Here is a 20,934-nt window from a genome sequence, read left to right as displayed (position 1 = left end):
TAAGACGAGCCCGAAGGGGGTAGTCGATGGGAACCACGTTAATATTCGTGGGCCTGGAGGTGTGTGACGGATCTCGTAAATTGTACAACCTTATTGGATTGGTTGTGCTTTGAAGAGGTTCCAGGAAATAGCCCCTCCATTATAGACCGTACCCTAAACCGACACAGGTGGGATGGTAGAGTATACCAAGGCGCTTGAGAGAAGTCTCCTGAAGGAACTCGGCAAATTGCCTCCGTACCTTCGGAAGAAGGAGGCCCCACATCTGGGCAACCAGTTGTGGGGGGCACAGGCCAGGGGGTAGCGACTGTTTAGCAAAAACACAGGGCTCTGCTAAGTCGGCTTCAAGACGACGTATAGGGCCTGACGCCTGCCCGGTGCCTGAAGGTTAAGTGGAGGGGTGCAAGCTCCGAAATGAAGCCCAGGTAAACGGCGGCCGTAACTATAACGGTCCTAAGGTAGCGAAATTCCTTGTCGGGTAAGTTCCGACCTGCACGAATGGCGTAACGACTTCCCCACTGTCTCCAGGAGATGCTCAGCGAAATTGAATTCTCCGTGAAGATGCGGAGTACCCGCGGTTAGACGGAAAGACCCCGTGCACCTTTACTGCAGCTTCAGAGTGGCATTAGGAAAGAACTGTGTAGCATAGGTGGGAGGCTTTGAAGCACTGGCGCCAGCCGGTGTGGAGCCATAGGTGAAATACCACCCTGTTGTTTTCTGATGTCTAACCTCGATCCATGAAACTGGATCAGGGACCCTCTGTGGCGGGTAGTTTGACTGGGGCGGTCGCCTCCTAAAGAGTAACGGAGGCGCGCGATGGTAGGCTCAGGACGGTTGGAAACCGTCTGTTAGAGTGCAATGGCATAAGCCTGCCTGACTGCGAGACTGACGAGTCGAGCAGAGACGAAAGTCGGTCATAGTGATCCGGTGGTCCCGAGTGGAAGGGCCATCGCTCAACGGATAAAAGGTACGCCGGGGATAACAGGCTGATGATTCCCAAGAGCTCATATCGACGGAATCGTTTGGCACCTCGATGTCGGCTCATCACATCCTGGGGCTGGAGCAGGTCCCAAGGGTTTGGCTGTTCGCCAATTAAAGTGGTACGTGAGCTGGGTTCAGAACGTCGTGAGACAGTTTGGTCCCTATCTGCCGTGGGCGTCGAAATTTGAGAGGAGTTGACCCTAGTACGAGAGGACCGGGTTGAACATACCTCTGGTGTACCTGTCGTGGCGCCAGCCGCGCAGCAGGGTAGCTATGTATGGACGGGATAACCGCTGAAAGCATCTAAGCGGGAAGCCTCCCTCAAGATAAGATTTCATAGAGCCGTGGAAGACCACCACGTTGATAGATCGGATGTAGAAGCGCGGTAACGCGTGGAGCTAACCGATACTAATTGCTCTATTCGCACTTAAGAGTCCCGCCATCAACGACAAGCCTGACTGGTTTGTCCGCGATAGTGGATGATTGATCAGACAGTATTGCACGGATATCGATTGAAACCCTTTTGACCTACGCCGGCTTCATTGCTTGGTGACCATGGCGTCAGTGACCCACCCGATCCCATCTCGAACTCGGCCGTGAAACCTGACAGCGCCGATGGTACTGTGGCTTAAGCCCCGGAAGAGTAGGACGTCGCCAGGCATTGTGGCCGGCGTAAGGTCGAAACGGAAACCCATTCACAAAGTTAGAGGCCGGCAGCGATGCCGGCCTTTTGCTGTTTCGGCGATCGCCTTGGGTGATCGCGATTGGTTGACGCGGGATGGAGCAGCCCGGTAGCTCGTCAGGCTCATAACCTGAAGGTCGTAGGTTCAAATCCTACTCCCGCAACCATCAAAAAAGCCCGCTAGGCCAAAAGCTTAGCGGGTTTTTTCGTGTCTGGCGCTGGCCTCTCGATATGCGGCGGAATGACCGAAATAGGGTATTTTCACACGCCCCCTGTTTCCGTTCGTGTCGAGCGAAATCGAGGCACCCGTCGACGCAGCGCCCGGCCTGAGGGGCATCTCGACTTCGCTCGATGCGAACGGGTTGGGAAAAGCACGCGGCAGCGACCGGCCGGAAGCAGGCACCTTCTTACCGGCTCAGGCGGCCCATTCGGCCGGGTCCGATTCCTCGCCGATCAGCGCAAGACCGTGCGCAATCGAGGTGAGTTCGCCGCCGGTCGCGATGCGCTCGTCGCCGAAGCGATGCTCGAACAGCGCGCGGATCGCCGGGATCAACGACGACCCTCCGGTCAGAAAGACGCGGTCGATCGCATCAGGGGACACGCCCGCGCGCACGAGCGCCTGGTCCATCGCGGCTTCGATGCGTTTCAGGTCGTCGGCGATCCATTGCTCGAAATCGGCGCGCCCTACATCGGCACCGATCTCGATCCCGCCGCCGGCGAAGTGGAATTCGGCGTGCTCGCTGCCCGACAGCGCGCGTTTGAGCTTGCCGACCGCGTCGTAGAGCGGAAAACCCTGCTCGTGCTCGATCAGCGCGATCATGCGTCCGATCAGATCGGGCCGCTCGGCGTCGCGTTGCAGGCGGCGGATCTCGTCGAGCGTCCGCCGGTTGCGCATCATCGCGAGCCGCGACCAGTCGCCGAAATCGGTGAAATAGCCGCCGGGGATTTCGAGGATCTTGTCGAACGACCTGTAATGGCTGCCCTTGCCGAGCAGCGGCAGCACGAGCCGGTCGACGATGCGATAGTCGAACCGGTCGCCCGCGATCCCGATCCCCGATGAGGCGAGCGGGACGCAGCGGCGTGGGCTCCCAGGCTCCGCCACGCGGACGATGGAGAAGTCGGTGGTGCCGCCCCCGAAATCGGCGACGAGGATCGTCGCGGGCTCGGTGAGGCGCGAGGCATAGCTGTGCGCGGCGCCGAGCGGTTCGTGGACATAATATATTTCGGTGCCGAACGCGGCGAGCATCGCGTCGTAGCGTTGGCGCGCGAGCTCGGGGTCAGGCCGCGCGCCGGCATATTCGACCGGGCGCCCGACGATGATCCGCTGCGGCCGCTCGTCGAGCGCTCCCCCGGCATGCGCGACAAGGCGCTGAAGAAACAGCCGGCCCAGATCCTCGAAACGAAACGGCTTGTTGAAGATCATCGCGCGCTCGAACAACGGGCTCGCGGCAACGCTCTTGAACGACTGGATGAAACGGCTGTCGAGCGGCGACTGGAGATATTCCTCGATCGCCCAAGGCCCCGCCTCGTGCGCGATCCCGTTCCAGCCGCGCTCCTCTTCCCAGAAGCAGAGCGCCGAGCGAAACACCGCGTCGCCCGCGTCGCCGAACGCCACGAGCTCGGTGCCGCCGCTGCCATCGGTCAGCGCGACGACGCTGTTCGTCGTGCCGAAATCGAGGCCGAGCGCGCTCGCGGCCGCCTTGTCCATGACATGCTCCTGTGGCGATGGGGATCCCTTGCGGGGCGGCGCCTATTGCACAGCGCGGACCGTCGGGCAAGTCAGGCGTCGGGCTTCCACGCGCGATAGAAGGCGTCGACCGCGGCATCGACATCGTCCTGCAGGCGCGCAAGGTCGCGGCTTTCGGGAAGGTTGAGCATCGCGAATTGGTAGAGCCCCGACTGGCAAAGCCCGGTGAACTGCTGCACCGCGCGCATCGGATCGCCCATCCGCAGCTCGCCGCGCACCATTTTTTCGCCCACCCACACCGCCGCGCGCGCCTTTCCCCGGCGCGGGCCGCGTTCGTAGAAAGTTTCGGCGAGGTGCGGAAAGCGCTCAGCCTCGCCGACGACGAGGCGAAAGAGCGACAGGATCGGCGTTGCGGTCAGCTTGGTCATCAGCAAATTGCCGAAGGTGCGCAGGACATCGGGCACCGGCTCGTCGAGCGGCAGCTCGATCGCGAGCGCATCGCCATATTGCGCGACGATATCGTCGACCACCGCCGCGAACAGTTCCTCCTTCGACGGGAAATAGGTCCACAGCGTCGTCTTCGAGCCGCCGACCTTGCTCGCGATCGACGACATCGTCGTACCCGCATAGCCATTGGCAAAGAACAGCTCGCGCGCGGCGTCGACGAACGCCTTGCGCCGCGCCGCGGCCGCCGCGTCGAGGACAGGCGTACTATCTGGTATCATTTCGATTGACAACGCATCCTCCGAAGTCCATTTGCGCATGATACCAGCTAGTATCGTTGGAAGCCATGCCCCGATTATTATTTGTTACAACCGCTGTTTTCAGCCTGTTAGCCGGCTGCGCTAGCGTTCCCGACCTCGGCCCGAAACCGGTCGCGGCGGCGCCCGAGTCGTTCGATTCGGCCGCCAGCTTCGCCGAAGCGAACGGCGAATGGCCGGTCGAAGGCTGGTGGCAGAGCTTCGGCGATGCGCAGCTCGACGCCTTGATCGCCGAGGGGGTCGCGGGTTCGCCCGATGTCGCGATCGCCGCCGCACGCGTGCGCGCCGCCGAGGCGATGGCGCAGCAGACGGGCGCGGCGTTGCTGCCGCGCGTCGGCGCCGAGGCGAGCGCCGGCGGCGTCCAGCAGAGCAAGAATATGGGGATTCCGCCCCAGTTCGTTCCCGACGGCATTCAGGATACGGGGCATATCGCCGCGACATTCAGCTTCGACCTCGACCTGTGGGGCAAGAATCGCGCCGCCCTCGCGGCGGCGACCTCGGAGGCCGAGGCCGCGCGCGTCGACGCGGCGCAGGCGCGGCTGATGCTCACGACGGGAATCGCCGCCGCTTATACCGATCTCGCGGGCTATTATCAGGCGCTCGACGTCGCGAACGAGGCGGTGCGTGTCCGTACCGCGAGCGCCGACTTGTCGGGCGAGCGCGCCCGTGCGGGGATCGAGAATCAAGCGAGCGAGCGGCAGGCCGAAAGCCGCGCCGCCTCGTCGCGCGCCGACGTCGTCGCGCTCGAGGAAGCGATCGCGACTACGCGCAACCGCATTGCCGCGCTGCTCGGCGCCGGCCCCGATCGCGGGCGAACGATCGACCGTCCGCGGCTGACGCGACCCGCGCTCGGCCTTCCCGCGAATGCCGGAATCGACCTTATCGGCCGCCGTCCCGACATCGTCGCGGCGCGCTTGCGGTCCGAAGCCGCGGCCAAGCGCATCGACGTCGCGCGCGCCGATTTCTACCCCAATGTCAGCCTCTCGGCGCTCGTCGGGCTGCAATCGCTCGGCCTTTCGAATCTGTTCAGCTCGGGGTCCGAATATGGCAATGGCGGCGCCGCAATCAGCCTGCCGATATTCGAGGGTGGGCGATTGCAAGGCCGTTATCGCGGGTCGCGCGCCGATTACGACGCGGCGGTTGCGACCTACGACCGTACGCTGATCGGCGCGCTGCGCGATGTCGCCGACATCGTTGCCAGCCGCGCCGCGACGGCGCGCCAGCTCGCCGGGCGGCGCGAGGCGCTGGCCGCTGCCGCCGAGGCGTCGAAGCTCGCCGGGCTGCGCTATCGCGCCGGCCTCTCCAACCAGATCGAACAACTGACCGCCGAGGACAGCATGGTCGCGCTCGACCGCGCGGTCGCCGAGCTCGAGGCGCGCCAGCTTTCCCTCGATATCGCCCTGATCCGCGCGCTTGGCGGCGGGTATCGGGCCAGCAATCCAACAGGAGACGAATGATGGCCGACGAAACGGCTGCGACCGAAACCGGCGCTCCCGAAACCTCTCCCGAAACCGCGGACAGCCAACCCAATGGCGCGAAGCGCAAGAAGCTGCTCCGCATCCTCGCGCTCGCCGTCGTGACGGCCGCGGTCCTGTGGGGGCTCTGGTATTTCATCACCCAGGCCGGGCGCGTCCACACCGACAATGCCTATGTCGGCGCCGATTCGGCGCAGGTCACCGCGCTCATCGCGGGCCCGGTGAAGGAAGTGCGCGTCAGCGGCACGCAGGCGGTGAAGAAGGGCGACATCCTCGTCATCCTCGACGACGCCGACCAGCGCATCGCGGTTGCCGATGCTGAGGCGGCGCTGCGCCTCGCGCGCCAGCGCTACGGCCAGGCCGACGCCAACGCCGACGCCGCCCGCGCGCGCGTCGCGGCGCGCGGCGCCGATATCGCGCAGGCCAGGGCACGGCTGCGCGATGCCAATGCGACGGTCGAACGCGCGCGCGCCGAACTGGCAAGACGCGAAAGCATCGCCGGCACCGGCGCGGTGTCGGGCGAAGAACTGACCGCCGCGCGCGCGGCGCTGGCTTCGGCATCAGCGGCGCGCGACCTCGCGGCGGCGGGCATCGCCTCGGCCGAGGCGACGCGTGGATCGGCGAGCGGCGATCTGGGCGCCGCCGAAGCGATCGTGCGCGGCACGACGATCGATACCGCCCCCGACGTTGCCGCCGCCGAAGCGCGGCTCGAAAAGGCGCGGCTCGACCTTGCGCGCACCGTTCTGCGCGCGCCGGTCGACGGCATTGTCACCAACCGGCAGGTGCAGGTTGGCCAGCGGATCGCCGCGGGCGCGCCGATCATGGTCATCGTTCCGGTCGCGACCGCCTATGTCGACGCCAATTTCAAGGAAAGCCAGTTCGGCGATATCCGGATCGGCCAGCCGGTCGAGCTGACCTCGGACTATTATGGCGGCGACGTCGTCTATCGCGGCAAGGTCGTCGGCATCGCCGGCGGCACCGGCGCGGCCTTTTCGCTGATCCCCGCGCAGAACGCCACCGGCAACTGGGTGAAGGTCGTCCAGCGCCTGCCGGTGCGCATCGCGCTCGATCCGAAGCAGCTCAAGGAACATCCGCTGCGCGTCGGGCTGTCGATGGAAGCCACGATCGACACGCGCGGGAACTGACATCATGGCCAGCGCCGCCGCCCCTGCCTCCGCGATCCCCGCCGAGCCCCAACCGCTGAGCGGCGTGCGGCTGCTCCTCGCCGCCTTCGCGCTCGCGCTCGCCAATTTCGTCGTCGTGCTCGACACGACGATCGCCAATGTGTCGGTGCCGCATATCGCGGGCGGGCTCGCGGTGTCGCCGACGCAGGGCACATGGGTGATCACCAGCTATGCGGTCGCCGACGCGATCAGCGTGCCGCTTACCGGCTGGCTCGCGATGCGTTTCGGCACGGTGCGCTGGTTCCTCTTCTCGATCATCGGTTTCGGCGTCTTCTCGCTGCTCTGCGGGGTATCGCAGACCCTCGACGCGCTCGTCATCTTCCGCATCCTGCAGGGCCTTTCGGGCGGTCCGCTGATGCCGCTGTCGCAGATCCTGCTGCTGCGCATCTTCCCAAAGGAAAAGGCGGGCATCGCGCTCGCGATCTGGGCGATGACGACGACGACCGCGCCGATTCTCGGACCGATTCTCGGCGGGACGATCAGCGACAATTGGAGCTGGCACTGGATATTCTTCATCAATCTGCCCGTCGTCGCGATCTGCTTCTTCGGCGTCGCGAGCCTGCTCCGGCCGTTCGAGACCAAGCGCGCCAAGGCGCCGATCGACATGATCGGGCTGATCCTGCTCATCCTCTCGGTCGGAGCCTTCCAGTTGATGCTCGACACCGGGCGCGAGCATGACTGGTTCGAATCGAGCTGGATCGTGACGCTGGCGATCGTTTCCGCGATCGCCTTCGCCGCCTTCGTCATCTGGGAACTGACCGACGCCAATCCCGTCGTCGACCTGCGCGTCTTCCGTTTCCGGGGATTCAGCTTCGCGACCATCGCGATCTCGCTGGGCTTCGGCGCCTTCTTCTCGCAGGTCGTGCTGACGCCTTTGTGGCTGCAGCAGGTCGCGGGCTATACCGCGACCGAGACGGGCTATATCGTCGCGTGGATCGGGGTGTTCGCCGTGCTGCTCTCGCCCGTCGCGGCCGGGCTGATCGGCAAGATCGACATCCGCATCTCGATCAGCGCCGGCATCCTGTGGATGGCGTTCGTCTCGATCCTCCGCGCGAGCTGGAACGCCGACGTCGATTATTGGACGCTTGCGCTGCCGCACCTCTTGCAAGGGATGGGCATGCCCTTTTTCTTCGTCGGGCTGACCGCGCTCGCGTTGTCGAGCGTGCCGGCAAAGGACCAGACCTCTGCGGCGGGGCTGATGAGCTTTCTGCGCACCTTGTCGGGCGCGATCGGCACCGCGGTCGCGACGAGCGCGTGGGATAGCCAGAACCGCGTCGCGCGATCCGAAATCGTGTCGGGCATGAACGATACTGCGGGGGCGATGGACCTGCTCCAGCGCGCCGGGCTCACGCTCGAACAGGCGCGCGCCGCGATCGAACGGATGGTCGAGGTCCAGGCCTCTACCATCGGCGTGCTCCACCTGTTCCTGGCGGCCGGCGTCGTCTTCATAATCGCGGCCCTTTCGGTGTGGTGCGCGCCGCTCCCCAAGCAGGTCTCGATGGGCGCGTCACACTAGGGCGCGGCGGCGTTATCTATCGAGCGAAAAGCTGTCCCAGATCGGCGAAGGCCTTGAACTCGAGCGCATTGCCCGCGGGGTCGTGAAAGAACATCGTCGACTGCTCGCCCGGCTCGCCGGCAAAGCGCGTGTGCGGCTCGATCACGAATTCGGTGCCCGCCGCCTTCAGCCGCTCGGCGAGCGCCCGCCATTCTGGGGGCGGCAGCACGACGCCGAAATGCGGCACCGGCACATCATGGCCGTCGACCGGGTTATGCGCGGGCCGCGGGCGCGGCGTGTCGACGCGGTGCGCGACGATCTGGTGGCCGTAAAGGTTGAAGTCGATCCAGTCGGCATCGCTCCGCCCTTCCGGACAACCGAGCACGGTGCCATAAAAATGCCGCGCGGCGTCGAGGTCGTCGACCGGAAAGGCGATGTGAAAAGGGGCTAGGTCGGCCATGTCCCGCTTTTGCCGCACGCGCGCGGCGAATGCCAGCCCGGGACTTGGGCGACGGCGCCGAACATGCTAGGCGCGCGCGCATGCTGACGATCAATGGCCTCACCGTGCGCCTCGGCGGGCGCACCATCCTCGACCGCGCGGGCGCGAGCCTGCCGGGCAAAAGCCGCACGGGTCTGATCGGCCGCAACGGCGCGGGCAAGTCGACCTTGATGAAGGTGATGATCGGCCAGCTCGAAGCCGACGAGGGCGGCATCGAAATGCCGCGCAAGACGCGCGTCGGCTATATCGCGCAGGAAGCGCCGAGCGGCAGCGCGACGCCGTTCGAAACCGTGCTCGCCGCCGACACCGAACGCGCCGCGCTGCTCGCGGCGTCGGAGGTCGAGCAGGATCCGCACAAGCTTGGCGACATCCACGAACGGCTGATCGCGATCGACGCCTATGCCGCGCCCGCGCGCGCCGCGCGGATCCTGATCGGATTGGGCTTCGACGAGGCGATGCAGGGCCAGCCGCTCGACAGCTTCTCGGGCGGATGGAAGATGCGCGTCGCGCTCGCGGCGCTGCTCTTCTCGAACCCCGACCTCTTGCTGCTCGACGAACCGTCGAACCACCTCGACCTCGAAGCGACGATGTGGCTCGAAAGCTTCCTGCGCGCCTATCCGGGGCAGCTCGTCGTGATCAGCCACGAACGCGACCTTTTGAACAATGTGGTCGACCATATCCTCCACCTCGAAGGCGGCAAGGTCACGCTCTACCCCGGTGGATACAATGATTTCGAGCGTCAGCGCGCCGAGCGGATCGCGCAGCTCGCCGCCGCCAAGGCCGCGCAGGATGCGCAGCGCGCCAAGCTGCAGGACTATGTCGCGCGCAACAGCGCGCGCGCGTCGACCGCGAAACAGGCGCAGTCGCGTGCGAAGCAGCTCGCGAAGATGCAGCCGATCGCGGCGGTTGCCGAGGACCCCAGCCTCGTCTTCGACTTCCCGAGTCCCGACGAGCTGAAGCCGCCGCTCATCACGCTCGACCTCGCGAGCGTCGGCTACACGCCGGGCGAACCGATCCTGACGCGGCTCAACCTGCGCATCGATCCCGACGACCGCATCGCGCTCCTCGGCCGCAATGGCAATGGCAAGACCACGCTCGCGCGCCTGCTCGCCGCACAGCTGACACCGATGGACGGCGCGATGGCGGCGTCGGGCAAGATGCGCGTCGGCTATTTCACCCAATATCAGGTCGAGGAACTCGACGGCAGCGACACGCCGCTCGGCCATATGACGCGCGTGATGACGGGCAAGACGCCCGGCGCGGTGCGCGCGCAATTGGGGCGCTTCGGCTTCACCGGCAACAAGGCGACGACCGAGGTCGGCAAGCTGTCGGGCGGCGAACGCGCGCGGCTCGCGCTCGCGCTGATCACGCGCGACGCGCCGCACCTGCTCATCCTCGACGAGCCGACGAACCACCTCGACGTCGACGCGCGCGAGGCGCTGGTGCAGGCCTTGAACGGCTTCGACGGCGCGGTGCTGATCGTCAGCCACGACCGCCACATGCTCGAACTCACCGCCGACCGCCTCGTACTCGTCGATGGCGGCACCGCGCGCGACTTCGACGGCAGCATGGACGATTATGTCGCCTTCATCCTCGGCAAGGGTGCGGCGAACGACGATGCCAAGGGCGACGCGCCGGCGAAATCGAGGGACGCGAAGTCGGCGCGGCAGGAAGCCGCGAAGGCGCGCGAGGCGCAGGCGGCGCTGCGCAAGAGTGCAAAGGATCACGAAGCGCAAGCCGAAAAGCTGAACAAGCAAATCTCGGCAATCGACCGCGCGATGTTCGACCCCGCGAGCGCCGAACCCGCGCTCGCCAAGCTGACGATGGGCGACCTCGCGCAGCGCCGCGGCAAGGTCGCGGCGGAGCTGGAGCGCGTCGAAGCGGCGTGGATGGAAGCACTCGAGGCGATCGAGGAAGCGGCTGCTTAGCCTCGCCGCCGCGAAGGCGGGGCCGTTATCACCCTTGCTCTTCCTCGCTGCGTAACCCTCCAGCGGCCCCCGCCTTAGCGGGGGCGACGTTATCCTGTGTGTCGCTCGCGCATTGACTCACGCCCCGCATTTCATCATAATAGTTTCAATTGAAACCATATGAGGGAATGCACCATGGCCGACCTGTTCGAAAATCCGCTGGGTCTCGACGGCTTCGAATTCGTCGAATTTTCGGCACCCGAAAAGGGCATTCTCGAACCCGTTTTCTCGGCCATGGGCTTCACGCGCATCGCGCGGCACCGCTCGAAGCAGGTCGAACTCTGGCGTCAGGGCGGAATCAACCTGATCGCCAATTACGAGCCCAAATCGCCCGCCGCCTATTTCGCCGCCGAACACGGTCCCTCCGCGTGCGGCATGGGCTGGCGCGTCCGCGACGCTGCAAAGGCCTATGCCGAGGCGATCGCGCGCGGCGCCGAGCCGGTCGAGGTCAAGACCGGCCCGATGGAACTGCGCCTGCCCGCGATCCGCGGCATCGGCGGCTCGATCATCTACCTCATCGACCGGTACGAAGGGAAAAACGAGGAGGGCGACCTTTCGATCTACGACATCGATTTCGTCTATGAGGAAGGCGTCGACCGCCATCCGGTCGGCGCGGGGCTGCAGGTGATCGATCACCTGACGCACAATGTCTACGGCGGCCGCATGGCGCACTGGGCCGCCTTCTACGAGCGCATCGCAGGCTTCCGCGAGATCCGCTATTTCGACATCAAGGGCGAATATACCGGCCTCACGTCAAAGGCGATGACCGCCCCCGACGGCAAGATCCGCATTCCGCTGAACGAAGAGGGCGCCGGCGGCGGCGGCCAGATCGAGGAATATCTGCGCGCCTATAATGGCGAGGGCATCCAGCACATCGCCTTCGCCTGCGACGATCTCTACGCCGCGTGGGACAAGCTCAAGGACTATGGCAATCCCTTCGCGCCGGCGCCGCCCGAAACCTATTACGAGCTGCTCGCCGAGCGCCTGCCCGGCCATGGCGAACCCGTCGACGAACTGAAGTCGCGTGGCCTGCTGCTCGACGGCTCGACGACCGAGGGCGACCCGCGCCTCCTGCTCCAGATCTTCGGCCAGACGGTGATCGGCCCCGTCTTCTTCGAATTCATCCAGCGCAAGAAGGATGAAGGCTTCGGCGAGGGCAATTTCACCGCGCTCTTCAAATCGATGGAACTCGACCAGATCCGCCGCGGCGCGCTCAATGTCGAGGAACCCGCCGAATGACGAGCCCGATCAAATTGGGCGGCGTCCACCACGCCGCCTATCGCTGCCGCGACGCAAAGGAGACGGTCGACTGGTACGAGCGCATGCTCGGCATGACCTACACGACCGCTTTTGCCGAGGATCATGTGCCGTCGACCGGCGAGTACGACCCCTATATGCACGTCTTCCTCGACGCGGGGAACGGCAATATCCTCGCCTTTTTCGAGCTGCCGAACCAGCCCGACATGGGGCGCGACGAGAATACGCCCAAATGGGTCCAGCATCTCGCGTTCAAGGTCGGCAGCTATGACGAGCTGGTCGCCGCGAAGGAACATCTGACCGCGAACGGCATCGACGTGCTCGGGCCGACGCATCACGGCATCTTCAAGTCGATCTATTTCTTCGACCCCAACGGCCACCGCGTCGAACTCGCGTGCGACATCGGCACCGACGAGCAATATGCCGAGCTCAAACGTGTCGCGCCGCTGATGCTAGAGGAATGGAGCCAGACCAAGAAGGCGCCGCGCCACGCCGACTGGCTGCATGCAGAGGCGAACGAGTAGTCGAACTCACCGCAATTCCCGATCGTATCGAGCGAAGTCGAGATACGGGAAGGCGTGCACGAACTCGGCGTGTCTCGACTTCGCTCGACACGAACGGTGTGGGGTAGGTTACGCCCTATCCAGCCCGATGCTCTCCAGCGTCGCGCCGCTGCATCTGTCGGCTTCCTTGGTCTTGCCGTCGCCCGACAGCGCGCCGATCGCGAGGAAGCCCGCGACCACGGCGACCAGAAATGCGCCGGTGACCCAGATCAGATATTTGTCGATGAACGCCTTGATGGGCGCCCCGAAGAGCCGGAACAAAATCCCGACGAGCATGAAGGAAAAGGCCCGGCTGGCGAGGCTCGCCCACAGGAAGGTCCAGAAGCTCATGTGGATGAAGCCGGCGGTGATCGTCAGCAGCTTGAACGGGATCGGCGTCGCGCCCTTGATCAGGATGATCTCGGCGCCATATTCGCGCAAATAGCAGGCGGCCGGCGGAAAGGCATCGGTCAGTCCGAGCGCGCCGAGCAACGCCAGCCCGACGCTTTCATAGAGAAAGAAGCCGATCAGATAGCCGAGCATCCCGCCCGCGACCGACGCGAGCGTGCAGATGACTGCATAGCGCACCGCCTTTTGCGGATTGGCGAGGCACATCAACCCCAGCATCGGGTGCGGCGGAATCGGGAAAAAGCTCGCTTCGATGAAGGACACCAGCGCCAGCCAATATTCGGCGTGCGGATGCGCGGATTTCTCCATGGTCCAGTTGTAGAGATTCTGGATCATGGATTTGTTGCGGGGCGTTGCGGTCATGTTGGTCCTTCGAATGCCGCCCTCGCGACCTGTGCCTGTCCCCTATGCCGTCCGTGTCGAGCGAAGTCGAGACACGCGAAGCAGAGCGCCCTAAGCGTGTCTCGACTTCGCTCGACACGAACAGTGTCAGTTTTCCTAGTGGCGGAAGTGCCGCATCCCGGTGAACACCATCGCGAGGCCTGCTTCGTTCGCCGCCGCGATCACCTCGTCATCGCGGATCGACCCGCCTGGCTGGATGACGCAGGTCGCGCCCGCCTCGACCGCCGCGAGCAGCCCGTCGGCAAAGGGGAAGAAAGCGTCGCTCGCGACCGCGCTGCCTACGGTGCGCGGCTCCGCCCAGCCATGCGATTCCGCCGCTTCGCGTGCCTTGACGGCGGCGATGCGCGCGCTGTCGCGGCGGTTCATCTGTCCCGCGCCGATGCCCGCGGTCGCGCCGCCCTTGGCATAGACGATCGCGTTCGATTTGACGTGCTTGGCGATCGTCCACGCGAACAGCGCGTCGGTCAGCTCTTCCTCGGTCGGCGCGCGGTCGGTGACGACCTGCAGGTCGGCGCGGGTGATGCGGCCATTGTCGCGGCTCTGTGCGAGCCAGCCACCGGCGATGGTCTTGAGCATCAACCCGCCGCGCGCCGGATCGGGCAGCTCGCCCGTCAGCAGCAAGCGCAGATTCTTCTTCTTCGCGAACACCGCGCGCGCGTCGGCGTCGGCGTCGGGCGCGCAGACGACTTCGGTAAAAATCCCGCTGATCAACTCGGCGGTCGCGCCGTCGAGCGGCCGGTTGACCGCGATGATGCCGCCGAATGCCGACACATCGTCGCACTTCAGCGCCGCGTCATAGGCCTCGGCGATCGTCGCGCCGCTCGCGACGCCGCACGGGTTGGCGTGCTTGACGATGACGCAGGTCGGATCGGCCTCGCGGAATTCGGCGACCAGTTCGAGCGCGGCGTCGGCGTCGTTGATATTGTTGTAGCTCAGTTCCTTGCCCTGCACCTGTTCGGCCTGCGCGATGCCGCGCGCGGCGGGGCCGGCGGGCAGGTAGAGCGCCGCCTTCTGGTGCGGATTCTCGCCATAGCGGAGTTCGCTGCCGAGCTTGGCGGTCAGCGGCAGCGTATCGGGGAAGGTCTTGCCCTGATCGGCAAAGGCGAACCAGCTCGCGATCATCCCGTCATAGGTCGCGGTGTGCGCAAAGGCGGTGGCAGCGAGGCGCTTGCGAAGCGCCAGCGTGGTGGCGCCGCCGTTCGCGTCCATCTCGGCGATCACCGCGGCATAATCCTCGGGCTCGGTGACGATATTGACGAAGGCGTGGTTCTTCGCCGACGAACGCACCATCGCGGGCCCACCGATGTCGATGTTCTCGATGATATCCTCGCGCGGCGCGCCCTTGGCGACTGTCGCGGCAAAGGGGTAGAGGTTGACGACGACAAGATCGATCGCGCCGATGCCATGCTCTTCCATCGATGCGACATGCGCCGCGTCGTCGCGCACCGCGAGGATGCCGCCATGCACCGTCGGGTGCAGCGTCTTGACGCGCCCGTCCATCATCTCGGGAAAGCCGGTGAGGTCCGACACGTCGAGAACGTCATGGCCCGCTTCGCGCAGCGCCTTCGCGGTCCCGCCGGTCGACACGAGTTCGACGCCGTGACGGACGAGCGCAGCGGCGAGCTCGGCGAGCCCCGCCTTGTCGCTGACGGACAGGAGGGCGCGGCGGACGGGAATCAGGTCGGTCATTTGGGAGGGCCTCGGCTGGCGATGGGATGACGCGGCTCCCCTAGGCGCGCGCCGTCCGTATCGCAACCCTTCCGCCCCCTTTTTAGAGCCCCAATGCCGCCGCGATCCGGTCCCAGCGCACCAGCTTGAAATTTTGAGCGTTGGGTGCGTTGTCGCCGTCCTGTGCAATGAAGAGGCCATCGGGCCAGGCGGCGCCGAAGTCGCCCGCGACCGCGTCGATCCCGTCGGTTTCGCTCGTTGCGCCGAATGCGCCCGCCGCGACCGCAAAGCGCCCGACATATTCGACCGAAGGCAGCTTGAAGACCGCATAGGCATTGTCGCCCTGACTCGACACGAGCAGGTAGCGCTGGCCCTTGTGATCGATCGTCGCAAGGCCTTCGACATCGGCGACGAGGCGCTGGTTGTCGACCGGCGCCACCATGCGCGCAGTCGCCCCCTTGCCATCGGGCTTCAGCTCCCAGACCCCGGCATCTTCCTCGCCGACATAAAGCGTGTCGCCGTCGAAGACGCAGCCTTCGGATTGGGTCGGAATCTTGTATTCCCATTCAGTCGCAAAGCCCGGCGTGCCGTCGACGGTCAGCGTGCCGACGCGCACCGTGCCGTCCTTGACGATCAGCGCCGCGGTGATCGGCGCGCCGGGGGCGGTCTTCTTGAGACAGAGGCCATAGGCCTCGCCCGTGCCCGCCGCCGCGCGGCCAAGCGATACGATCGCCGGCTTGTCGGCGTCGAGGCGGAAGACTGCGAGATGCGCGTTCACCCCGTCGTTGCGATCGCTTGCGACGATGATGTCGCCCGCGACGTCGACATTGTTGACGAGGCCCGCCTGCGTGAAGGCGATATCCTTGCCCGTCAGGTCATAGACATGCAGCCCCGCCTTCTTGTCGGTGGCGACGATCAGTGCGCGGTTCGGATCGGCGGGATCGATCCAGATTGCCGGATCGTCGGCGGCATCGGCCTTACCCGTGCCGACCGGCGCGGTCTCACCGCTCGCGGTGACCTGCACCGGCGGCAGGCCGGTGAACACGGGCTCGCTGGCGGCGCAGGCGGCCAGCGAGAGGAGCGGGAGCAGGGCGACGAGGCGGCGCATCAGAACTTCACCCGCGCGCCGAATTTCATCGTCCACTTATACTGCTCGAACTGCAGCAGATTCTGCCGCGCGCCGACATTGTTATAGGCATAATATTTGGCGTTGTTGATGTTCACCCATTCGTAGAAGACCTGCACCTTCTCGGTCACGTCGACCTTGGCCGACAGGTCGAGCTGGAAATGATTGTCGACGATCCGGTCTTCGGCCGCGGTATCGCCGAGTTCGTCGAGATATTTCGAGCGATAGGTGCCCGCAAGGCGCAGCGAGACCGGCCCTTTCTCATAGCCCAGCGCCGCGTTGAATGTGTGCTTCGACGCCGCGGGCAGGCGGATTTCGCGCAGGTCGGTAATGTCGCCGTCGGTCGGCACCTTCCCCGTCGCGTCGGTATAGGTGTAGTTGGCGTTCACGAGGAAGCCGTCGAGCGGCGCGGGCAGGAAGCGCAGCGCCTGCGTGTAGCTGAGTTCGAGGCCCCAGATCTTGGCGCTGTCGCCGTTGATCGGGATCGTCGCCTCATCGAACGCGATACCATTATATTCGCCCGCATCTTCCAGATTGGTGTCGACGATGAAATTCTTGATGTCCTTGTAGAAGACACCCGCCGACAGCGCGCCATTGTTCGGCAGATAATATTCGACGCCGGCGTCGAAATTCCATGCTTCATAAGGTTTGAGATCGGGATTGCCGAACTCGCCCTCGCGCTCATTGTCGTCATTCTGTTCGATGGTGAAGCGCGGCGCGAGTTTCGACAGCTTCGGGCGGACGAGGCTTTTCGACGCTGCGGCGCGCAGCACGAGATTCTGTTGCGGTTCCCAGCGGATCGTCAGGCTCGGTAGCCAGTCACCATAGCTGCGCTTGAACTGATTGGGCACGCTGATCACGGTGTCGTCATCGGCTTCCGATCCGTCGGGCAGGTCGCCGCCTTCTTCGATCAGAGTGACGGTGTTGGCGCGAATGTCGTTCTTGGTATGCTCATAGCGAACGCCGCCGATCACGCGCAGCGTGTCGCTGTCCCAGCGGCCGAGCAGATAGCCGGCCGCCACATCCTCGCTCACCGAATAATCCTCGACGGACGAATCGAACAGCGAATCGAGTTCGTTCAGTTCGAAATCGCCACGGTTGGCATTGAAGAATGCGCGCACGCTCTTTTTGTCGGGAACCGGCGATATGTTGGTAAGGCGATAGGTCTGGTTGCCGACAAAGTCGCCGAGCGTCAGATCGTCCATTTCCCAATATTGGGTTTCGAGATTGTAGCTCTTGTCGCGCCAGCGGCCCTTCGCGCCGGCCTGGATCGTGAAGGTGCCATTGCTCATCGCGAATTCGCGGCCGAGGTCGAGCTTCGCGCCCCATTCCTCGTCCTGCGAGTCGGACAGGCCGGTGACCTGGATGCTGTCGAGCTCATAGGCGCCGGGATCCGAGAAGTCGGCGATCGCGCCGGCATCGCCGCCGACGGTATAGAGCGGTCGCCGCGGATCGGCGAAATCGAGCCCGAGCAGCAGACCATTGTCCTCGAAGCTCTGTTCGAAATTCGCAGGGTCTATCGACCCGTTCTCGCGCTCGGTGGATTTCGCATAGCTGACCGAATATTTCGCGTGCCAGCCGTCGCTGTCGGTCTCGCCGCCGAGCGTGAGGCTGCGGATACGCTGCCGCTCGAAACGGTCCTTGAGCGACCGCTGGACCTGCAATTCGCCGTCGGCGTCGCTGTAGACCAGATCGGCGCCGTCGCCGGTCACGTCGCCCGCGTCCTCGAGCTTGAGGCTCGTTTCGCGGCGATACTCCTGGTCGTCGAACTGGCTGTAGATGCCGCGGGCATAAAGCTTCGTCGACGAACCGAGACGAAAGTCGAAGTTCAAATTGGCCGAGATGCGCTCGCGCTCGACGTCATAGTCGCGGTAATTGACCTCTTCGGTCGTGATCTGGCCGTCGTCGTTCACGTCCCAACCGTCGGCCTCGACATTGTCGGTCTCGAACTTGCGCTGATAATAGGAGATGCCGCCCGACACGCCGACATTGTCGCCGAGCCGCTGCGCGAAATCGATGCTGCCCTTGGGCGTCAGCTGTTCCGAATAATCATTGTAGCTGCCCTCGATCTTCGCGGTCAGCAGATTCTTGCGGCGCTCGAAGGCGCTCGTCGTGTGGATCTCGATCGACGCGCCGATCGTGTCGGCATCCATGTCGGGGGTCAGCGATTTCTTGACCTCGATCGACTCGATGCTGTCGCTCGAAATCACGTCGAGCGCGACCGAGCGGACGTCGCTTTCGGGAGCGGGCAGGCGGACGCCGTTCACCGAGGTCGCGTTGAGTTCGGGATCGAGCCCGCGCACCGAGACGAAGCGCCCTTCGCCCTGATCGTTGAGGATGTTCACGCCGGGCAGGCGGCGTAACGATTCGGCGACATTCTGATCGGGGAACTGGCCCACTGCGTCACGCGTCAGCACGCTTTCGACGCCGTCTGCGGCCTTTTGCCGCGACAAGGCGCTCGCCTGATTCGCCGACTGGCCGAGGACGAGGATCGATCCGTCGGTGCCGAGGACGATCTTTGCCGTGGCGTTGCCCGATTCGGGGACCACGACGGTGATCCTGCGCGTCTCGGCGCCCACGTAAGTCGCTTCGATCGTATAGGTGCCTGCGGGGATGTTGGCGAAGCGGAAGCTCCCGTCGCGGTCGGCTTCGGCGACGCGGCCCAGCTCGACGATGCGCAGCTGCGCGCCTTGCAACGCGCGCGTGTCGGTCGCGTCGGTCACGGAGCCGGTGACGTCGCCGGCGAAGGCGGGCACGGGAAACGCGACCGCGAGCGAAAGGCAGGTGCCGAGCAGGATGCGCGAACGGACGGTGCGAAGCTTGTGCATGGAGATCCCCCGAAGAGTGAGAAGATCGCCGGTTCCTGTTGGCTCCCGGCGAGTCGAGGGGCCAGTGGCAGGGCTCTATGACCGCTGTGTTACGCGAGTGTCACACTGCTGAAACACAAGGAGGCGGGTAATGCCAAGTGCACGGGAATGTGCCGGAAATTACCTTCGCAAAATTTCCCGCGGTGCGGATCGCCGGTCACCCGATATGCTTGAAAATCCACCCCACGCTCGCGCCGCCCGCGGGCGCCTTGCCGGTGACGACGAGCTGTTCGGTCGGGTGCGGGCGGCCTTCGCCGTCGACCCACAGGCTCTGCTCGATTTCGAGCGCGCCTTCGGAGGTGCGGAATTGCCATAGCGGCCCGCCGTTCACGCGCAGCAGCGCCCCCAATTTGTCGGCGGTCAGGCTCGCTGAAATATTCCGTCCGAGGTGAAAGCGCAGCGTGAAGCCCTTGTCGCCCTTGCGCCGCGCGCGGGGGGCAGGGAGCAGCATGTCCTCGCCGCGCAGCTCGCGCCCGTTGGGCGACAGGATCAAGAGGCGGCGGTGGATCAGCCCGTGGCGCCGCGCATAGCCGTCGTGGCTCATCTCGACGCGGCTGCCCTGCGGCGTCTCGCGCCGGTCGAGCTCGACCTCGGTGACGCCCTTGCCGAGCGATCCGTTGGCGAGGATCGCGGTCGAATTGGCGTCGCCCAGCGTCAGCGTCGAATGCGCCGCGGTGGTGCGCAGGCCGCGCGCGAGGTCGGCGGGGATCGTGGCGCCGGTCAACGCCGCGCCCCCGCAATTGACGACGATGCGCTCGTCGCCGTCGCTGAGTTCGAAGGCGAGCGTCGAGGCGCAGCCCGCTTCGGTCACGCGCGCGATCGGCGGCGGCGCCGCGTCGGCGAGCAGCACGACCTTGTTCGCGACGAGCCGCTGATAACCCCAGTCGCGCGCCTGCTTGAGCGGCCGCGTGCGCACCCCGCTGGCATCGACGACCGCCTGCACGGTGGCGGCGGAGGTCGCGCCGCTGCCCTGCCAGCTGCCCATGCCGCCGTCGCTGTGGACGAGGCCGAGCAGCGCGGGAACCGCGCGGGCGAGCACTTCCTGGACGAAGGGCGGCACCTCAATGCGGCGCATGTCATATATTTTCGCGAGCATAGACAGCGCCATGATCGCGTCGAGTTGCGCCTGCGGCGAGCGCGAGATATTGCCGCCGTCGGCGTAGAAGCTCGTTTCGAGCACCTTGCGCAGCCCCGCTTCGCCGAAGACCTGTCGCGGCTCGCCGCCGGGCATCAGCAGCGACGCGGCGACGATGCCGACCCACGCGACCATCTGCCCCGTGCCCGGCCGCGTCTTGTCGGCGACGCGGTCGAGGTGGCGCGCCGCGCGCGCGAGATGGTTGAGCACCGCCGAGCGATAGACGAGGTCGCTCGACGAGAGGATCAGCGGCGCGTGCGCAGCCCAGAAGAGGATACGCCACGCCGTATTGTCGGCCTTCCACGCGGGTTCGCTCACCGTTTCGCCGTGCGTGCCGAGCCAGTGACGCACGACGGCTTCGGCGATCGGGGCGCCGTCGGCGCGCGTCCCCGTCGCGGCGAGATCGCGCAGCCACGCGAAGCTGTGCAGATAATCGGCGAAGGTCGGCGCGACATTGAGCGCGGCGAAGTCGAGCTCGCCGAGCGGCAGCTTCAGCCCGCGGTGCAGGAAATGCCCGGCGCGGATTGCGGTGCCCGCGCGTGTGTCGCCCGGCACCGGATCGGCCGGCACGCCGAGCAGCTTGAGCGGGAAGCGCCCTTTCAGCCGGAAGGCATGGAGCGGCGTGCGCCAGGTCAGCCGCGTGATCGCATTGGCGACGCGGTCGCCGAGCGACAGGCCCTTGTCGGCGGGCAGCCGGATCAGCCGCTTGCCGGGTTCGATCGTGTCGTCGAGCGGCGCGGCGTCGGCACCGGATTCAAGCGGCGGGTCGGCGGGGGCGGTGGTCAGCGGTCTCCCCTCCAT

Annotated in this window: 14 protein-coding genes, 1 tRNA gene and 2 rRNA genes (1 of these 17 cut by a window edge); 9 read left to right on the top strand and 8 right to left on the bottom strand. The window is 65.4% G+C overall.

All coding sequences use genetic code 11. The annotated features are described in order from the left end of the window. From E5675_RS18785 to E5675_RS18775, 3 genes are all read left to right on the top strand, one after another. Nucleotides 1-1,409, top strand: a 23S ribosomal RNA gene (locus tag E5675_RS18785) (it extends 1,382 nt beyond the left edge of the window). 114 nt (nt 1,410-1,523) lie between these two features. Beyond that, a 5S ribosomal RNA gene (gene rrf / locus E5675_RS18780) occupies nt 1,524-1,638 on the top strand. Between the two features lie 112 nt (nt 1,639-1,750). Next, a tRNA-Met gene (locus E5675_RS18775) sits at nt 1,751-1,827 on the top strand. A 248-nt stretch (nt 1,828-2,075) separates the two neighbouring features. Here E5675_RS18775 and E5675_RS18770 read toward each other — a convergent pair. Next, the gene (locus E5675_RS18770; protein ID WP_136175845.1) at nt 2,076-3,368 is read right to left on the bottom strand and encodes an Hsp70 family protein; all 1,293 of its coding nucleotides are present in this window, start codon (nt 3,366-3,368) and stop codon (nt 2,076-2,078) included. 71 nt (nt 3,369-3,439) lie between these two features. Further along, the gene (locus E5675_RS18765; RefSeq protein ID WP_247594684.1) at nt 3,440-4,072 is read right to left on the bottom strand and encodes a TetR/AcrR family transcriptional regulator; all 633 of its coding nucleotides are present in this window, start codon (nt 4,070-4,072) and stop codon (nt 3,440-3,442) included. A gap of 65 nt (nt 4,073-4,137) precedes the next feature. On the opposite strand from E5675_RS18765, the gene E5675_RS18760 reads away from it, so the two are divergent. Genes E5675_RS18760 through E5675_RS18750 form a run of 3 tightly spaced genes read left to right on the top strand, consistent with a single transcriptional unit; the run spans nt 4,138 to nt 8,283 of the window. Then, entirely contained in the window at nt 4,138-5,565 is a 1,428-nt protein-coding gene (locus E5675_RS18760) for an efflux transporter outer membrane subunit (RefSeq protein ID WP_136175844.1), read from the top strand. Then, nucleotides 5,562-6,728, top strand: coding sequence for an HlyD family efflux transporter periplasmic adaptor subunit (locus E5675_RS18755; RefSeq protein ID WP_136175843.1), 1,167 nt, complete (start codon nt 5,562-5,564; stop codon nt 6,726-6,728). The genes E5675_RS18760 and E5675_RS18755 overlap by 4 nt, the downstream gene beginning before the upstream one ends. Nucleotides 6,729-6,732: 4 nt before the next feature. Continuing rightward, complete coding sequence (locus E5675_RS18750) at nt 6,733-8,283, top strand: DHA2 family efflux MFS transporter permease subunit (protein WP_136175842.1); 1,551 nt, start codon at nt 6,733-6,735, stop codon at nt 8,281-8,283. A 16-nt stretch (nt 8,284-8,299) separates the two neighbouring features. Here E5675_RS18750 and E5675_RS18745 read toward each other — a convergent pair whose 3' ends face one another. Continuing rightward, the gene (locus tag E5675_RS18745; protein WP_136175841.1) at nt 8,300-8,722 is read right to left on the bottom strand and encodes a VOC family protein; all 423 of its coding nucleotides are present in this window, start codon (nt 8,720-8,722) and stop codon (nt 8,300-8,302) included. Nucleotides 8,723-8,802: 80 nt separating this feature from the next. Between E5675_RS18745 and E5675_RS18740 the strand changes: the two genes are divergently transcribed. The 3 genes from E5675_RS18740 (at nt 8,803) to E5675_RS18730 (ending at nt 12,509) form a co-directional block, all read left to right on the top strand. Then, nucleotides 8,803-10,689, top strand: a complete 1,887-nt coding sequence (locus E5675_RS18740) for an ABC-F family ATP-binding cassette domain-containing protein (RefSeq protein ID WP_136175840.1) — start codon at nt 8,803-8,805, stop codon at nt 10,687-10,689. A gap of 174 nt (nt 10,690-10,863) precedes the next feature. Beyond that, nucleotides 10,864-11,967 carry a 4-hydroxyphenylpyruvate dioxygenase gene (hppD, locus tag E5675_RS18735; protein WP_136175839.1) on the top strand — a complete coding sequence of 368 codons (1,104 nt, stop codon included), beginning with the start codon at nt 10,864-10,866 and terminating at the stop codon, nt 11,965-11,967. Further along, on the top strand, nt 11,964-12,509 hold the full coding sequence (locus tag E5675_RS18730) for a VOC family protein (RefSeq protein ID WP_136175838.1): 546 nt from the start codon (nt 11,964-11,966) through the stop codon (nt 12,507-12,509). The genes hppD and E5675_RS18730 overlap by 4 nt, the downstream gene beginning before the upstream one ends. A 108-nt stretch (nt 12,510-12,617) precedes the next feature. Here the strand turns inward: E5675_RS18730 and E5675_RS18725 are convergent, their stop codons facing one another. From E5675_RS18725 to E5675_RS18705, 5 genes are all read right to left on the bottom strand, one after another. Beyond that, on the bottom strand, nt 12,618-13,271 hold the full coding sequence (locus tag E5675_RS18725) for a YqaA family protein (RefSeq protein WP_136176577.1): 654 nt from the start codon (nt 13,269-13,271) through the stop codon (nt 12,618-12,620). Nucleotides 13,272-13,433: 162 nt separating this feature from the next. Then, nucleotides 13,434-15,026, bottom strand: a complete 1,593-nt coding sequence (purH, locus tag E5675_RS18720) for a bifunctional phosphoribosylaminoimidazolecarboxamide formyltransferase/IMP cyclohydrolase (protein ID WP_136175837.1) — start codon at nt 15,024-15,026, stop codon at nt 13,434-13,436. Nucleotides 15,027-15,108: 82 nt separating this feature from the next. Beyond that, nucleotides 15,109-16,113 carry a phytase gene (locus E5675_RS18715; RefSeq protein ID WP_136176576.1) on the bottom strand — a complete coding sequence of 335 codons (1,005 nt, stop codon included), beginning with the start codon at nt 16,111-16,113 and terminating at the stop codon, nt 15,109-15,111. Further along, entirely contained in the window at nt 16,113-18,959 is a 2,847-nt protein-coding gene (locus tag E5675_RS18710) for a TonB-dependent receptor (protein WP_136175836.1), read from the bottom strand. The genes E5675_RS18715 and E5675_RS18710 overlap by 1 nt, the downstream gene beginning before the upstream one ends. A 196-nt stretch (nt 18,960-19,155) precedes the next feature. Next, the gene (locus E5675_RS18705) at nt 19,156-20,934 is read right to left on the bottom strand and encodes a heparinase II/III family protein (protein WP_210727564.1); all 1,779 of its coding nucleotides are present in this window, start codon (nt 20,932-20,934) and stop codon (nt 19,156-19,158) included.

Source organism: Sphingopyxis sp. PAMC25046 (genome assembly GCF_004795895.1).
GTDB lineage: Bacteria > Pseudomonadota > Alphaproteobacteria > Sphingomonadales > Sphingomonadaceae > Sphingopyxis.
This window is presented reverse-complemented; position numbering and strand designations above follow the sequence as displayed.

What these genes read in the sequence shown, in the direction of transcription:
- E5675_RS18705 (WP_210727564.1), bottom strand. Translation starts at nt 20,934, where the DNA reads ATGGAGGGGAGACCGCTGACCACCGCCCCCGCCGACCCGCCGCTTGAA.
- E5675_RS18710 (WP_136175836.1), bottom strand. Translation starts at nt 18,959, where the DNA reads ATGCACAAGCTTCGCACCGTCCGTTCGCGCATCCTGCTCGGCACCTGC.
- E5675_RS18725 (WP_136176577.1), bottom strand. Translation starts at nt 13,271, where the DNA reads ATGATCCAGAATCTCTACAACTGGACCATGGAGAAATCCGCGCATCCG.
- E5675_RS18760 (WP_136175844.1), top strand. Translation starts at nt 4,138, where the DNA reads ATGCCCCGATTATTATTTGTTACAACCGCTGTTTTCAGCCTGTTAGCC.
- E5675_RS18750 (WP_136175842.1), top strand. Translation starts at nt 6,733, where the DNA reads ATGGCCAGCGCCGCCGCCCCTGCCTCCGCGATCCCCGCCGAGCCCCAA.
- E5675_RS18765 (WP_247594684.1), bottom strand. Translation starts at nt 4,072, where the DNA reads ATGATACCAGATAGTACGCCTGTCCTCGACGCGGCGGCCGCGGCGCGG.
- E5675_RS18755 (WP_136175843.1), top strand. Translation starts at nt 5,562, where the DNA reads ATGATGGCCGACGAAACGGCTGCGACCGAAACCGGCGCTCCCGAAACC.
- purH (WP_136175837.1), bottom strand. Translation starts at nt 15,026, where the DNA reads ATGACCGACCTGATTCCCGTCCGCCGCGCCCTCCTGTCCGTCAGCGAC.
- hppD (WP_136175839.1), top strand. Translation starts at nt 10,864, where the DNA reads ATGGCCGACCTGTTCGAAAATCCGCTGGGTCTCGACGGCTTCGAATTC.
- E5675_RS18740 (WP_136175840.1), top strand. Translation starts at nt 8,803, where the DNA reads ATGCTGACGATCAATGGCCTCACCGTGCGCCTCGGCGGGCGCACCATC.
- E5675_RS18745 (WP_136175841.1), bottom strand. Translation starts at nt 8,722, where the DNA reads ATGGCCGACCTAGCCCCTTTTCACATCGCCTTTCCGGTCGACGACCTC.
- E5675_RS18770 (WP_136175845.1), bottom strand. Translation starts at nt 3,368, where the DNA reads ATGGACAAGGCGGCCGCGAGCGCGCTCGGCCTCGATTTCGGCACGACG.
- E5675_RS18730 (WP_136175838.1), top strand. Translation starts at nt 11,964, where the DNA reads ATGACGAGCCCGATCAAATTGGGCGGCGTCCACCACGCCGCCTATCGC.
- E5675_RS18715 (WP_136176576.1), bottom strand. Translation starts at nt 16,113, where the DNA reads ATGCGCCGCCTCGTCGCCCTGCTCCCGCTCCTCTCGCTGGCCGCCTGC.